The 14,546-nt window shown below is 68.9% G+C and carries 11 protein-coding genes; 7 read left to right on the plus strand and 4 right to left on the minus strand.

Features of this window, described 5'->3' with window-relative positions; translation table 11 throughout:
• The first annotated feature begins 1 nt into the window (after position 1).
• The 7 genes from ACFY16_RS26425 (at position 2) to ACFY16_RS26455 (ending at position 10,969) form a co-directional block, all read left to right on the plus strand.
• The gene (locus ACFY16_RS26425; RefSeq protein WP_390649666.1) at positions 2–2,938 is read left to right on the plus strand and encodes an FAD-binding and (Fe-S)-binding domain-containing protein; all 2,937 of its coding nucleotides are present in this window, start codon (positions 2–4) and stop codon (positions 2,936–2,938) included.
• Positions 2,935–4,425: an NAD-dependent succinate-semialdehyde dehydrogenase gene (locus ACFY16_RS26430; protein WP_390649667.1), complete on the plus strand. Its 1,491-nt coding sequence runs from the start codon at positions 2,935–2,937 to the stop codon at positions 4,423–4,425. The genes ACFY16_RS26425 and ACFY16_RS26430 overlap by 4 nt, the downstream gene beginning before the upstream one ends.
• Positions 4,426–4,541: 116 nt before the next feature.
• Entirely contained in the window at positions 4,542–5,321 is a 780-nt protein-coding gene (locus tag ACFY16_RS26435; RefSeq protein ID WP_390649668.1) for an IclR family transcriptional regulator, read from the plus strand.
• Positions 5,322–5,828: 507 nt separating this feature from the next.
• Positions 5,829–7,310, plus strand: a complete 1,482-nt coding sequence (locus ACFY16_RS26440) for an MFS transporter (RefSeq protein ID WP_390649669.1) — start codon at positions 5,829–5,831, stop codon at positions 7,308–7,310.
• A gap of 27 nt (positions 7,311–7,337) precedes the next feature.
• The gene (locus tag ACFY16_RS26445) at positions 7,338–8,366 is read left to right on the plus strand and encodes a zinc-binding dehydrogenase (protein ID WP_390649670.1); all 1,029 of its coding nucleotides are present in this window, start codon (positions 7,338–7,340) and stop codon (positions 8,364–8,366) included.
• Between the two features lie 74 nt (positions 8,367–8,440).
• Positions 8,441–9,940, plus strand: coding sequence for an aldehyde dehydrogenase family protein (locus tag ACFY16_RS26450; RefSeq protein ID WP_390649671.1), 1,500 nt, complete (start codon positions 8,441–8,443; stop codon positions 9,938–9,940).
• Between the two features lie 156 nt (positions 9,941–10,096).
• Positions 10,097–10,969, plus strand: coding sequence for an aldo/keto reductase (locus ACFY16_RS26455; RefSeq protein ID WP_390649672.1), 873 nt, complete (start codon positions 10,097–10,099; stop codon positions 10,967–10,969).
• Between the two features lie 72 nt (positions 10,970–11,041).
• Here ACFY16_RS26455 and ACFY16_RS26460 read toward each other — a convergent pair whose 3' ends face one another.
• The 4 genes from ACFY16_RS26460 to ACFY16_RS26475 form a co-directional block, all read right to left on the minus strand.
• Positions 11,042–11,272: an alpha/beta hydrolase gene (locus ACFY16_RS26460; RefSeq protein ID WP_390649673.1), complete on the minus strand. Its 231-nt coding sequence runs from the start codon at positions 11,270–11,272 to the stop codon at positions 11,042–11,044.
• A gap of 112 nt (positions 11,273–11,384) precedes the next feature.
• On the minus strand, positions 11,385–12,089 hold the full coding sequence (locus ACFY16_RS26465; RefSeq protein ID WP_390649674.1) for an alpha/beta hydrolase: 705 nt from the start codon (positions 12,087–12,089) through the stop codon (positions 11,385–11,387).
• 26 nt (positions 12,090–12,115) lie between these two features.
• Positions 12,116–13,030 carry an alpha/beta hydrolase family protein gene (locus tag ACFY16_RS26470; protein ID WP_390649675.1) on the minus strand — a complete coding sequence of 305 codons (915 nt, stop codon included), beginning with the start codon at positions 13,028–13,030 and terminating at the stop codon, positions 12,116–12,118.
• Between the two features lie 190 nt (positions 13,031–13,220).
• The gene (locus ACFY16_RS26475; RefSeq protein WP_390649676.1) at positions 13,221–14,264 is read right to left on the minus strand and encodes an NAD(P)-dependent alcohol dehydrogenase; all 1,044 of its coding nucleotides are present in this window, start codon (positions 14,262–14,264) and stop codon (positions 13,221–13,223) included.
• Between the last annotated feature and the right edge of the window lie 282 nt (positions 14,265–14,546).

The raw sequence follows: 14,546 nt of genomic DNA on the forward strand, positions 1-14,546 counted from the left end.
CATGACCGATTCCGCCGGCCGCCCGGCGCTGCTCCGGGAACTCGCGGAGGCAGGAGTGCGGGCGGACGCGTCGCCACGCAGACGCGCCGAGTACGCCTACGACGCCTCCAACTACCGTGTCGAACCGCTCGCCGTGGCGTTCCCGCGCACCGTCGACGACGTCGTGGCCGCCGTCGCGGTGTGCCGGGCGAGCGGCACACCGGTCATCGCCCGAGGGGGCGGAACGTCCATGGCGGGCAACGCCATTGGCCCCGGGCTCCTCCTGGACTTCTCCCGGCACATGGACCGTGTCCGCGCCGTTGACGAGGAGGCCGGGACGGTCGACGTCGAGCCCGGCGTCGTCCTCGCGACGCTCTCCCGGGAGGTGGAACGCGCGACCGGCGGCCGTCGTACGTTCGCGCCCGACCCCTCGTCCAAGAACCGCGCCACGGTCGGCGGAGCGATCGGCAACGACGCGTGCGGCAACCACTCGGTCCGCTACGGCCGCACCTCCGACCACGTGGCGGAGATCGACCTCGTCACGTCCGACGGGGCCCGCCTGACGGCGACCGAGACGGGTCTGCGGGCCACCGATCCCGCCGACACGTTCTCGGCCGGCCGGGCGGAGTCCCTCGCGGCGGCACTGGAGCGGCTCGCGCAGGACAACCTGAGCATCTTCCGCCTCGAACTCGGCCGCATTCCCCGGCAGGTGTCGGGCTATCACCTCGACAACCTCCTGCCGGAGAAGAGGTTCAACATCGCGCGCGCCGTCGTCGGCTCCGAGGGGACATGGGCCGTCGTCGTGGGCGCGCGCATGAAGCTCGTACCGAAGCCGGCGAGCGCGCTGCTCGTCTGCCTCGGCTACGAGGACGTCGTCGACGCCGCCCGTGACATCCCGGCGATCCTGGAGTTCTCGCCGGCCGCCGTCGAGGGCACCGACGAGGCCATCGTCGCCACGATGCGCCACCGCCGGGGCCCCGACTCCGTCCTGGGCCTGCCCGAGGGCCGGGCCTGGCTCTTCGTGGACCTCGACGGCGACGACCCGGCGTCGGTACGCGCCCAGGCGGACAAGCTGCTCGCGAGGCTGGCGGAGAACGGGCGGCTGGTACAAGGCCGTTCGGCCGCGGACCCGGCCGAGCGTGCCTCGCTCTGGCGGGTCCGCGAGGACGGGGCGGGACTCTCCTCCCGGCTGGCCTCCGGGGGCGAGTCGTGGCCGGGCTGGGAGGACGCCGCGGTCGCACCCGAGCGGCTCGCCGACTACCTCGCGGACCTCCGGGAACTCCTGGCCGAACACGAACTCACCGGTGTCATGTACGGGCACTTCGGCGCCGGTTGCATGCACATCCGCATCACCTACGACTTGCGCAGCGAGGAGGGTCGCGCGGTCTTCCGCCGCTTCACCCACCGGGCCGCCGAACTCGTGGTGCGGCACGGCGGATCGCTGTCCGGCGAGCACGGGGACGGTCGGGCCCGGTCCGAGCTGCTGCCCCTCATGTACTCGCCCGAGATGATGGCCGCGTTCGCCGAGTGCCGCCGGCTGTGGGACCCCGCGGGCATCCTGAACCCGGGCTCCGTGACGGATCCCGATCCCATGGACGCCCACCTCGCCCTCGCGGGAGTGCCGCAGCGCCAGTGGCGTACGAGCTTCGACCTGCACCCGGCGACGTCCGCCGGGACGGATCCCTGGGTGCACGCCGTGCAGGGCTGCATCGGCGTGGGCCGGTGCCGCGCGGACAGTGGCGGGGTGATGTGCCCGAGCTACCGGGCCACGCGGGACGAGAAGGACTCGACCCGCGGCCGTGCCCGCGTCCTCCAGGACATGGTCCGGGGCGCGCGCACGGTCGAGGAGGGCTGGCGGTCGAAGGAGGTCCGGGAGGCGCTGGACCTGTGCCTGTCGTGCAAGGCCTGTTCGACCGACTGCCCGGCCGGGGTGGACATGGCCACGTACAAGTCGGAGTTCTTCGACCACTACTACCGGCGCCGCCTACGGCCGCTCGCGCACTTCTCGCTCGGCTGGCTCCCGCGCTGGCTCAAGCTCACCGGCCGTCTCTCCCGCCTCGTCAACGCGGTCCTCGCGACTCCGTTGGGCAAGGTCGCGGCGGTAGCGGGTGGGCTCACGACAAAGCGCGCGCTGCCGCGGTTCGCCGGAAGGCGGGAGTGGCGGCGCGAGATCGCCGACGCCGGTGTCCGAGGTGCCGGTGAAGCCTCAGTGGTCCTGTTCGTGGACACGTTCACGCGCGGCTTCCGGCCCGAGGTGGCCGGTGCGGCGGCTCGTGTCCTCGCGGACGCCGGCGACGCCGTAGCCTGCTCCGCCGACGCCTGCTGCGGCCTCACATGGATCTCGACCGGCCAGCTCGGCACCGCGAAACGGCTGCTGTCCAAGGCCGCCGAAGCGCTCGACGACGGCACCGACCGGCCGATCGTCGTCATCGAACCGAGCTGCGCGGCCGCGCTCCGCAAGGACCTGCCCGAACTGGTCCCCACGGAGCAGGCCAGGCGCGTCGCGGCGCGCGTGCGCAGCTTCGCCGCGTACGTCGCGGAGCGGGTGTCGGCGGGCTGGGAGCCGTCCCCGGCGAGTCCGGTGCCGGAGCGGGCCGTACTCCAGACGCACTGCCACGAGTACTCGGTGTTCGGGGCCGCCGCCCAGCGCACGGCGCTCAAGGCGGCTGGTGTGCGTACCGTCGTCGACGCGGACGGCTGCTGCGGTGTCGCCGGGAACTTCGGCTTCGAGGCCCAGCACTACGACGTGAGCATGCAGGTCGCGGAAATCGCGCTCGCTCCTGCGCTCAGGGCCACCGACCACGACGTCGCCGTGCTGACCGACGGCTTCTCCTGCGCCCGGCAGGCCGACCAGCTCGACCCTTCGAGACCCGGCCTGCACCTGGCCCAGGTCCTCGACCCGCGTGCGACCACCACTTCCACAGACCGCCCCACCCAGGGAAGAGAAGGACTCTCATGACCACCGATGTCAGCGCCCTCCGCCTCTCGCAGCAGGCACGCGAGGCCATCGCCCAAGTCAGCACCGGCGTCTTCATCGACGGGCAGTGGGGCGAGGCCGCGTCCGGTGCCCGCTTCGACGTCGTCAATCCGGCGACCGAGGAGGTCGTCGCGACCGTGGCCGACGGCGGCGCCGAGGACGCGCTGCGCGCCATCGAGACCGCGGGTCGTGTGCAGAAGGAGTGGGCCAGGACGAGTCCCCGTGAGCGCGGCGAGATCCTGCGCCGTGCCTACGACCTCATCATGGCGCGCCAGGACGAGCTCGCCCTCATCATGACCACCGAGATGGGCAAGCCGCTCGCCGAGGCCAAGGGCGAAGTCGCCTACGCCGCCGAGTTCTTCAGGTGGTTCTCCGAGGAGGCCGTCCGCATCGGCGGCGACCTCACGACGACGGGCGACGGGAAGAACCGCATCCTCGTCTCCCGCGAACCCGTCGGCCCCTGTGTGCTCGTCACTCCGTGGAACTTCCCGCTCGCCATGGGCACCCGCAAGATCGGACCGGCGATCGCGGCCGGCTGCACGATCGTGTTCAAGCCCGCCAACCTCACCCCGCTCTCCTCCCTGGCACTCGTGGACATCCTGGTAGAGGCCGGGCTCCCCGCGGGCGTCCTCAACGTGGTGTGCACGACCGACCCGTCCTCGGTGGTCTCGCCGTGGATGTCGAGCGGCATCGCCCGCAAGATCAGCTTCACGGGCTCGACCGCGGTGGGCATCCGCCTGCTGGAGCAGGCGTCCCGGCACGTCATGCGCTCGTCGATGGAGCTCGGCGGCAACGCCCCCTTCCTCGTCTTCGAGGACGCCGACCTGGACCGTGCCGTCGAAGGCGCGGTCGCGGCCAAGATGCGCAACATGGGCGAGGCCTGCACGGCCGCGAACCGGATCTTCGTCCAGCGGCCCGTCGCCGAGGAGTTCGCCCGCCTGCTCGCCGCACGGCTGGGCGCGCTGACGGTGGGCGACGGCGCCGAACCGGGCATCGAGGTCGGGCCGCTCGTGGAGGAGAAGGCGCTGCGGAAGGTCCAGGAACTCGTCGACGACGCCGTCGGCAAGGGCGCGAAGGTCGTTTGCGGCGGCAACCGGCCGGACCGCCCGGGCTACTTCTACGCGCCCACCGTCCTCTCGGACGTCTCGGCGGAGTCGGACCTCATGTCCCAGGAGATCTTCGGTCCGGTGGCGCCCGTCGTCCCCTTCGACACGGAGGAGGAGGCGGTCCGCATGGCCAACGACACCCCGTGGGGCCTGGCGGGCTACCTGTTCACCCAGGACGTGGACCGCGGCTTCCGGGTGGGGGAGGCCCTGGAGGTCGGCATGGTCGGCCTGAACACCGGCATCGTGTCCAACCCCGCCGCGCCGTTCGGCGGCGTCAAGGCCTCGGGTCTGGGCCGCGAGGGCGGTCGCGTGGGCATCGACGAGTTCCTGGAGTACAAGTACATGGCGGTCCCGCGGGCGTGACCGGGGTGCCGCGGCCGAGCTGAGCCGAGCCCCCCACACGGCAGGGCACTATCATGGGGCGGCATGCCGATCGTAATTGTTGACGATATCCCACAATGTGGAATATCGTCACAAAGGTGACGGCGACAGCGACTCCGGACGGCGCGGGCAGCCTGGCCAAGATGCTCAACATCTTGCAGTTGTTCAGCGAAACGGAACCCGTGTGGTCGACGGCCGCCATCATCGAGGCCCTGGAGACCTCCAGGTCGACGGGGTATCGCTACATCAAGACGCTGCACGAGGCGGGTCTGCTCAGCTCGGCGCGCAACGGCTACTACACCCTCGGTCCGCGGATCATCGAGATGGACCTGCAGATCCGCCTGACCGATCCGCTGCTCCTGGCCAGTCATGGCGTACTCGAAGAGCTGGTCGAGAAGATCGGGCACTCGGCGCTTCTGTGCACCGCGTTCCGTGATTCGGTCCTGTGCGTCGGCGAACACCGAGCCCCGTCGAGCCCCGCGAACCGGTTCAGTCGCGGGCAGCGGCGCCCGTTGTTCCAGGGAGCGGTGTCGAAGGTCATCCTGGCCCACCTTCCCCATCACCGGCTGAAGGCCATCTACGCCCGTCAGGGCAAGGAGATCGAGAACGCCGGCCTGGGTGCCACGTGGGGCGAATTCCGCGCGATCCTGGGTGAGATGAAGAAGGCCGGCTACGTCCTGACCGTGGGCGAGTTCAACCCCGGCGTCTACAGCGTCGCCGCGCCCATTCTCACCGACCAGAAGACGGCCCTGGGCAGCGTCGGAGTCGCCTGGGACGAGAACCAGCGTCGCGATGTCGAGGTCGAGCATGCGGTGCTCGCCGTCAAGCAGGCGGCGGCGACCATGTCGGAGCGCCTGCTGGAGCAGCAGCGCGACTGACGCGCCCCAAGGCGCGGGACGGTCGAAGCCCGCGCGGCGCCACGCCCTTCACCTTTGCGTCGAGGTGTTCCCTGACGCCGTAGAGCCCTCTCCTCGCGGACCGCGCCGCTTGCTGTGATGTGGTTCGCTCCTGCAATGGTCCGGTCCTGCTGAACGAAGCGCCGCGAATGCCGACCCCTCGGTCTCGGCCATTGACGAAGTCTCATAATGCAGGATATTTTCAAGCACCGCTGCGAGGAGCTGTGCACCGTCGCTGTTGAGCCGCCGGCATGTCCCACCGACGTGTCCAGGCGGAGCCGCCAGTTCAACTTGTTCCCGACGGTCCACCCATGAGCAGGGCCGCTTCACCAACACATCGTCGTGTTCGCGCCGCCGCGCGCCGGACACCGAGCCGAAGGTAGTAAGCCGCATGACCGGACAATGTCGACCGAATCCGTGCGCAACTCGTACTCCCCGCCTGGCCGACCAGGCGCGTATCACCGGAGCCGTCCCGGAAGGGGCCGGCCGATGAACACCCACGTCAACGCGGGCCAGCGGCTCGACAGTCTCCCCGTCGGCACGTTCCACCGGCGCCTGGTGCTGCTGGTCGGCCTCGGCATGTTCTTCGACTCGTTCGACAACACGCTGTCGGCCGGTGTGCTGGCGTCGGTGCTGGACACCGGCTTCTCGACGCTGGAGCTGAACTCGCTCTTCCTGTCGGTCACCTTCGCCGGTCTCGCGATCGGCGCGATCTTCGCCGGCTGGCTCAGCGACCGGGTCGGACGCGCCTTCGCCTTCCAGTTCAGCCTGGCGCTCTTCGGCATTCTCGCCCTGTGCGCGTCGCTGGCACCGTCTATGGAGGTGCTCATCGCCCTGCGAGGCGTGATGAGCATCGGGATGGGCGCCGAGTACGTCATCTGCTACGGCATGATCACCGAGTTCATCCCGCGTGGCCGCCGCGGCCGCTACCTGGGCCTGCTCGGCATATTCGCCGGGCTCGGCGTCTCCCTGTCCTCGCTGGTCGGCTGGGTGGTCATTCCCGGGTGGTCCTGGCGCGGGATGTTCGTCATCGGGGGTGTCGGCGCCATGATCGCCTGGTGGCTGCGCCGGGGTATGCCCGAGTCCCCGCGCTGGCTGGAGTCGCGTGGGCGGTACGAGGAGGCCGAGGCCGTCATCCGGAAGATCGAGCTGGAGTCCGGCGTCCCGAGCCCGGAGGCCGGCCAGTCTCCGGCGACGGACCGGGCGGCCGACGCGACGGACGAGAAGGCCGAGTGGGTGCCGATCACGGTGCTGTTCTCGCGCCCCGTCATCCGGCGGACGCTGATGGCGCTGATTCTGACCGTCACCTGTCTGTTCGGTTCCTACGCCGTCACCGGCTGGATGCCCACGTTCTTCGTGGAGCAGGGGATGACCGTGTCGAAGTCCCTCGGGTTCAACGCGGCCATCATGTCCGGCTACGTCGCGGGACCGCTGCTGTGCGCGTTCATCGTCGACCGCCTCGGACGGCGCCAGAGCATCATGATGTTCGGGTCGCTGGCGGCGGTCTTCGCCGGCATCTATCCGTTCATGACATCGCCTGCCCTGGTCATCGCCGTCGGCTTCGTCCTGGTCGCCACGGTCGCGTCGTTCCTGACCCTGAGTCTGGGAACGACCCCGGAGTTCTTCCCGACCGCCTTCCGCTTCCGCGGCGGCGGCTTCGCCCAGACCGTCGGTCGCGTCTGCCTGATCTTCTCGCCCTTCATCGTCCTGTGGCTGTTCAACAGCGCCGGCGTCGTCGGGGTGATCCTGGCCGTCTCGGGCATGTACGTCGTCGTGACCCTGCTCAACGCCGTCGCCGGTGTGGACACGTCCCCAGAGGCGTTGGCGCAGATCGCCCCGGACGGCGACGCCGACGGTGGACCGGAGGGCTCCGCCGCCACACATGACGTACGGCCAGCGGCGGGGGCGTCTGTCGGCCCCTCGCTCTCGGGCCCGTCTCCCGCGGCTCGGCGTCCCGGCCTGCCCGGCTGATCCTCCCGACCATCGAGGAGCACTGACATGAAAGCAGTTGTCTTCCTGGGCGAGGGCAAGCTCGATCTCCGCGAGTTCCCCGACCCCGTCCCCGGGCCGGACGAAGTGGTCCTCCGGATGAAGGCCTCCGGCATGTGCGGGAGCGACCTCAATCACCTGCACGGCCCGGCGCGTACCGGAGCTCAGCTGGTGATCGAAGGGCATGAGCCGTGCGGAGTCGTCGAACTCGTCGGTGACGCCGTGCGACCCAGCGAGGCCAAGGTCGGCGACCGGGTCATGGTCCACCATTACGACGGATGCCGCACCTGCCGGTACTGCCGTTCCGGTTGGACGCAGTACTGTCCGAACGGGCGCACGGTATACGGCGGTCTGGACGGCGACGGGGGACACGCGGACCTCATGAAGGTCCCCGCGCACACGCTGATCCGCCTGCCCGACTCGCTCTCGTACAAGACCGGTGCGGCCATCTCGTGCGGCACCGGAACGGCCTTCGGGGCGATCAAGCGGGTCGGCCTGTCCGCCGACGAGACCGTGGCGATCTTCGGGCAGGGCCCCGTGGGCCTGAGCTGCACCATGCTGGCCAAGGCCTTCGGGGCCCGGGTCATCGCCCTCGACGTCGAGCCCTCCCGCCTGGAGATGGCCGAACGGTTCGGCGCCGACCACGTCGTCGACGTACGGGAGCAGGACCCCGTGGCCGCGGTCCGCGCGCTGACCCGCGACGGCGAAGGCGCGGACAAGTCCATCGAGTGCAGCGCCAACGCCACCGTGCGCCGTCAGTCGGTCCAGGCACTCCGGCGCTGGGGAACCGCGTGCATGGTCGGGGTCTTCGGCAAGGTCGAGCTGGACAGCGAGGACCTCATCCAGTTGCAGAAGACCGTCATGGGCTCGCTCACCTTCAGCAAGAACCTCCAGGAGGAGTGCGCCCTGTTCGTGGCCGAGCGCGGCCTGGACGTGGAGTCGCTGTTCACGGACGAGTTCCGGCTGGAGGACGCGGAGCGGGCCTACGACCTGTTCGACCGACGTCAGATCGGCAAGGGCGTCTTCGTCTTCGACTGACGTGATTCCACTGACGTATTCCGGCTGACGGCGTTTCGACTACGGCGTATCGAAGGTCCGTTGAGAGGCAAGCAGTGACCACATCCCAGCAGAACTCCGCCCTGTGCAAGCAGGCCCAGGTCTTCATTTCCCGCGAGGCGCATCATCACCTCATCGACGGCCAGAGTGTCCCGGCCGCGTCCGGGCAGACGCTGACCACCGTCAACCCCTCGACCGGCGAGGTCCTGGCACGGCTCGCCGCCGGTGACGAGGCCGACGTCGATCGCGCGGTCCTCGCCGCACGCAAGGCGTTCAAGGGCCGGTGGAGCACCTGGACCCCGTACGAACGCCAGGCGCTGCTGACGCGCATCGCCCAGATCCTCGACGAAAGGTTCGAGGAACTGATCCAGATCGAGGCCCTGGACATGGGCACCCCGGTCACGAGGCTGCGCACCACCAAGCCCGCCCTGCTGAAGATGGTGTCGTTCTTCGCCTCCCAGGCGGCCAACATCAGCGGTCAGACGCTGATGAACGGCATCCCCGGCAACGTCGCCACGATGACGTTGAAGGCACCGGTCGGGGTCATCGGCGGCATCATTCCGTGGAACGGTCCCCTCAACAGCCAGTTCTGGATCATCGGCGCGGTTCTGGCCAGCGGGTGCACCGCCGTGCTGAAGCCGTCCGAGGACGCCTCCTTGTCGGTGCTGCGGGTGGCCGAGATCCTGCACGAGGCCGGAATGCCGCCGGGTGTCGTCAACGTCGTCACGGGCCTCGGCAAGGAGGCCGGTCACGCGCTGGCGGCCCACCCCGACGTCGACCGCATCGCCTTCACTGGCTCGACCCAGACCGGGCGCAGCATCATCGAGGCGTCCACCGTGAACATCAAGAAGCTCCAATTGGAGCTGGGCGGCAAGTCGGCGGACATCGTGTGCGCGGACGCGGACCTGGACAAGGCGGTGCCGGGAGCCGCGATGGGGGTCTTCGCCAACTCCGGGCAGATCTGCTTCGCCGGCACTCGGGTGCTGGTCCAGCGGCCCGTCGTCGAGGAGTTCACCGAGCGGCTGCTGGCGTTCACGGACACCCTGCGCGTCGGGCACAGCCTCGACGCCGACGCCACGCTGGGCCCGGTCATCTCCCGGCCCCAGCTGGACAAGGTGCTCTCCTACATCGACGTCGGCCGCGCCGAAGGGGCCGAACTGCTGCGCGGCGGCGAGCGGTTCGGGGGCGACCTCGCGAACGGATACTTCGTCCAGCCGAGCGTCTTCGCCGGCGTGACCAACGAGATGCGCATCGCCCGCGAGGAGATCTTCGGCCCGGTCCTGTCGATCCTGCCCTTCGACGACGTGGACGAGGCCATCGCCATCGCCAACGACAGCGAATACGGCCTCGGCGGAGCGGTGTGGTCACAGAACCTGTCCACCGCGCTTCGAGTGGTCCAGGGCGTGCACACCGGCACGATGTGGGTGAACTGCTACGGCTACATCGATCCGCTGGTCGGATTCGGCGGCACGAAGCTGAGCGGTTACGGCTCCAAGGGGAGCGCCGCCCACATGGACACCTACCTGTACACCAAGAGCGTCTACATGCAGCTGTAACTCCCTCTCAGCCTGTGGGAGCCCTGTCGGCAAAGGAGCCAACATGTCGGAAGGGGGGAAGGATCTCTCCCTTTTCCGTGTTGGGCGGCGGTGTAAGCCTCGAATAGGCAGGCCGATGGCCTGTCCGGACCTTCGCACTCTCTCAAAGGACCTGTTATGAGTACGCAGCCCACCGAGCGCCCCGCCGTAGCCTCGGGCACCTTCGACCTCGGGGGCGACCTGACGGTCAACCGTCTCGGTTACGGCGCCATGCAGCTGACGGGCCCCGGTGTATGGGGCGAGCCGCGTGATCCGGACGAGGCCGTCCGGGTGCTGCGCCGGGCCGTGGAACTGGGCGTCACCTTCATCGACACGGCCGACGCCTACGGGCCGTTCGTCAACGAGCAGTTGATCCGCAAGGCGCTGCACCCCTACGCCGACGACCTGGTCATCGCCACCAAGGGTGGCCTCCTCCGCCCGGGCCCGGGGGACTGGCGCCCCAACGGCCGCCCCGAGCACCTGCGCGAGCGGGTGGAACTGAGCCTGCGTCATCTCGGGCTCGAGCGCATCGACCTGTACCAGCTGCACCGCATCGACCCCAAGGTTCCGCTCGCCGACCAGATCGGTGAGCTGGCCCTGCTGCAGCAGGAGGGCAAGCTGCGCCACATCGGAGTGTCGGAGGTGACGGTCCAGGAGTTGAAGGAGGCCCGCACCCACGCCGAGATCGTCTCCGTGCAGAACCTCTACAACCTGGCGAACCGGTCGGCCGAGGACGTCCTCGAGTACGCCGAGTCCGAGAACATCGCGTTCATCCCCTGGTTCCCGATCGCCACCGGCGAACTCGCCCGCCCGGGCGGCCCGCTGGACGCCGTGGCCAAGCAGCACGGCGCGAGCCCCTCCCAGCTCGCCCTCGCCTGGCTCCTGCGCCGGTCCCCGGTGATGCTGCCGATTCCCGGCACCTCTCGGGTCGCACACCTGGAGGAGAACACCGCCGCCGCGTTGCTCGACCTCACCGACGACGAGTTCCGGTCCCTCACCGACGCCGTATAAGACGTACGGCCCATAGACGTACGGGGGGCATCCGGCCGTCCGGATGCCCCCGTCACGTACGCGACGTGGCGCTCACGCGAGATTCTTGGTGAAGAACTCCTCCAGTTTGTCGAACGGGATCAGCTCCGTCCTGTCGTACAGGTCCACGTGGCCGGCGCCCGGGACGACGTACAACTCCTTGGGCTCCGCGGCGAGTTCGCAGGCGTCCTCGCTGCAGTAGCGCGAGTGGGCGTGCTCGCCCACGACGAACAGCAGGGCCCGCGGCGAGATCGACGCGATGTGGTCCAGCAGCGAGAAGTTCATGTACGCCATCGTGCTGGTCAGGGTGAACTGGGTGATGGCGTTGGGGTGGTAGCCCCGCGGGGTCGAGTAGAACTCGCCGAACTCGCGACCGATCGGTACGCCATCGTGCTGGTCAGGTGAACTGGGTGATGGCGTTGGGGTGGTAGCCCCGCGGGGTCGAGTAGAACTCGCCGAACTCGCGACCGATCGGGTCGGTGTTCTCGTCGAATCCGATGGGCGCCCCGCGCGGGGCCAGTGCGGGATGCCCGGCCTCGAAGTCCGCGTACCGCTGCTCGGCGAGCTCGTCGAGGATACGGATGCGGTCCTCGTCGGTGATCGAGTCGCGGTGGCCCTTGGAGTAGGCGCGGGCGATGTCGTACATGCTGGTCGTGGCGACCGCCTTGATGCGCCGGTCGACCTGGGCGGCGCTGACGGCGAACCCGCCGCTGCCGCACATGCCGATCACACCGATGCGCGCGCGGTCCACGAAGTCACGAGTGCCCAGGTAGTCGACGGCCGCGCTGAAGTCCTCGGTGAAGATCTCCGGCGAGGTGATGTGCCGGGGTTCGCCGCCGCTGTACCCGTTGAACGACGGGTCGAAGGCGAGCGCCACGAAGCCGCGCTTGGCCATGGTCTGGGCGTAGATGCCCGAGCCCTGCTCCTTGACCGCGCTGTGCGGTGCGCCGACGATGATCGCCGGATGGCGCTGGGACGTGTCGAAGTCCCGCGGCCGGTAGAGGTCCGCGGCGATGGTGATGCCGAACCGGTTCTTGTACGACACCGGGGTGCGGGTGACGTGGTCGTCGAGGTCGAAGATGTAGTTGTCCGTCGGGGACATGTCCTTGGCCTTTCCCTCGCCGCCGGTCAGCGGACGTGGCTGTCGAACCAGGCGACGGCGACTTCGGGGTGCTCGCTGAAGTAGTTGTAGCCGTCGAAGCGGCGTGAGGTGCCGTAGATCCAGTGCATCTCCTTGTCAACGGGGATGGCGTCGTGGACCGCCTGCACGGCCTCCGGGGTGGTCATGACGTCGTCGTGGACCTGTCCGACCAGGGTGGGCACGGTGATCGCGGAGGCGTACTTCGCGGGCGACTGCTCGGCCAGGTGGAAGCCGGTGCGCTCCAGGACGGCCTGGTCGAGACGGTCGTAGCCGCCCTCGAAGCCGATCGCCTTGGAGAACTGCTCGCCGATGGACTTGCCCTCCAACGGCTGGTGCAGAACCATCGCCTGGATCTCGTCGAACTCCTCCGGGTGCTTGGCCCACGCCACCGCGGTGGAGTTGCCGCCCAGGCACACCGACAGCAGGGCCTTCTTCATGCCCGCCGTGTCCGGGCGCGTCTTCACGTACCGGAGGGAGCCGATGACGTCGCGGTACTCGGTGAGGCCGATCGTGCAGATGCCGCCGTTGCCGTAGCCGCTCATGCCGTGGTTGCGCAGGTCGTAGGTGAGCACGTTGTAGCCGGCGTCGTGCAGCCCCTTGTAGGTGGGCAGGAAGTTGACCTCGAAGCCGCCGAATCGGTCCCAGCCCGGCAGGTGTCCGGGGTAGCCGTAGCGGTTGCCGGGGGAGAAGTGGTTGTGGATGATCAGGCGGTCGGAGTCGGCCGGGATGAACCAGCCTTCGAGCGGTACGCCGTCCATCGACGGGAACGTCACGTCCTCGTAGGCCAGGCCCAGTTCGGAGGGGCGGCGCAGCAGGGGCGCGCGCCGGCCGTCGGTGGTGCCTTCTGTCCATTGCCCGACGAATCCGTTGAATGCCAGCTCGGCCATGTCGAGTTCGGTCACGATACGCTCCCCTGATTTCCCGGCAAGGGTGCTTGATGCGTGATACTCCGGGCGCCTGGTTTTCCATCAAGATTGGCCCGTAAGCGCATTTTCTGCATCTTGAGCTCGGCCTGGATAGAGAAAGAAGGGGGGAGGAATTCTCCCAGGGAAGAACTCCTCCCCCCTTCTCGGGGGCGGGGTGAATCCGGGGTCAGATCGTCGCGGTGTCGATCACGAACCGGTAGCGGACGTCGCTCGCCAACACCCGCTCGTACGCCTCGTTGATCTCGGACGCGGCGATCACCTCGATCTCGGCGCCGAAGCCGTGCTCGGCGCAGAAGTCCAGCATCTCCTGGGTCTCGGCGATGCCGCCGATGGCGGAGCCGGCGATCGACCGGCGGCCCATGATCAGCGGGAAGACGTTGACGGAGATGGGCTCCTCGGGGGCGCCGACGTTGACCAGGGCTCCGTCGATCTTCAGCAGGTTCACGTACCCGCTGAAGTCCAGCGGGGCCGAGACCGTGGAGACGATCAGGTCGAAGGTGCCGGCCAGCTCCTCGAAGGTCTTCGGGTCGCTGGTGGCGTAGTAGTGGTCGGCGCCCAGCTTCAGGCCGTCGTCCTTCTTGCGCAGCGACTGGGAGAGGACGGTGACCTCGGCGCCCAGCGCGTGCGCGATCTTGACACCCATGTGGCCGAGACCGCCCAGACCGACGATCGCGACCTTCTTGCCGGGGCCCGCACCCCAGTGCTTGAGCGGGGAGTACAGGGTGATGCCAGCGCACAGCAGCGGTGCGGCCACGTCGAGGGCGAGGCCGTCGGGGATGCGGACGGCGTAGTTCTCGTCGACGACGATCTTCTCGGAGTAGCCGCCGTAGGTGGGCTGACCGTCCTTGTCGAGGTAGTTGTACGTCTGGATCATGCCGCCGCCGGTGCAGTACTGCTCCAGACCGGCCTTGCAGTGGTCGCACTCGCGGCAGGAGTCGACGAAGCAGCCGACGCCCACCCGGTCGCCGACCTGGTACTTCGTGACACCGGGGCCGACCTCGGAGACGACACCGGCGATCTCGTGACCGGGGACCATCGGGAAGATGGCGGTACCCCAGCCCTCCTGGACCTGGTGGATGTCGGAGTGACAGATACCGGCGAACTTGATGTCGATCAGCACGTCGAACTCGCCGACCGGGCGCCGCTCGATGGTGGTGCGCTCCAGCGGAGCCTTGGCGGCGGGAGCGGCGTAAGCAGCAACGGTGGTCATGTGGGGGATCTCCTAGCAGTGCTCTCGCGCCCGGCTGCCTTCCGTCCAGGCACGGTGACGAGCATGCCTCGCCGCCGGGAAATCACCCAGGGCAGGAATGTGCCTACGTTCGCGGTTCCTACCACTGGCAGAGTCAGGCTGTTGCCCGGCGGCGGGCGAAATGTGGCATGCCTCAAGAATTGCGCTGGCTCACCGTCTCCTTGTCATGCAGAAGACCATGAGAAGGCAAAGGGGGGATAAAAGTCTCCCTGCCGCAAGTGTTGCCGCTGATGCAAGACTTCC

Source organism: Streptomyces sp. NPDC001315 (genome assembly GCF_042896175.1).
In the GTDB taxonomy this organism is placed as follows: domain Bacteria; phylum Actinomycetota; class Actinomycetes; order Streptomycetales; family Streptomycetaceae; genus Streptomyces.

Excerpts from the sequence above, each read along its gene's own strand:
- ACFY16_RS26425 (WP_390649666.1), top strand. The coding sequence starts at position 2 with ATGACCGATTCCGCCGGCCGCCCGGCGCTGCTCCGGGAACTCGCGGAG.
- ACFY16_RS26430 (WP_390649667.1), top strand. The coding sequence starts at position 2,935 with ATGACCACCGATGTCAGCGCCCTCCGCCTCTCGCAGCAGGCACGCGAG.
- ACFY16_RS26440 (WP_390649669.1), top strand. The coding sequence starts at position 5,829 with ATGAACACCCACGTCAACGCGGGCCAGCGGCTCGACAGTCTCCCCGTC.
- ACFY16_RS26445 (WP_390649670.1), top strand. The coding sequence starts at position 7,338 with ATGAAAGCAGTTGTCTTCCTGGGCGAGGGCAAGCTCGATCTCCGCGAG.
- ACFY16_RS26455 (WP_390649672.1), top strand. The coding sequence starts at position 10,097 with ATGAGTACGCAGCCCACCGAGCGCCCCGCCGTAGCCTCGGGCACCTTC.
- ACFY16_RS26460 (WP_390649673.1), bottom strand. The coding sequence starts at position 11,272 with ATGAACTTCTCGCTGCTGGACCACATCGCGTCGATCTCGCCGCGGGCC.
- ACFY16_RS26465 (WP_390649674.1), bottom strand. The coding sequence starts at position 12,089 with ATGTCCCCGACGGACAACTACATCTTCGACCTCGACGACCACGTCACC.
- ACFY16_RS26475 (WP_390649676.1), bottom strand. The coding sequence starts at position 14,264 with ATGACCACCGTTGCTGCTTACGCCGCTCCCGCCGCCAAGGCTCCGCTG.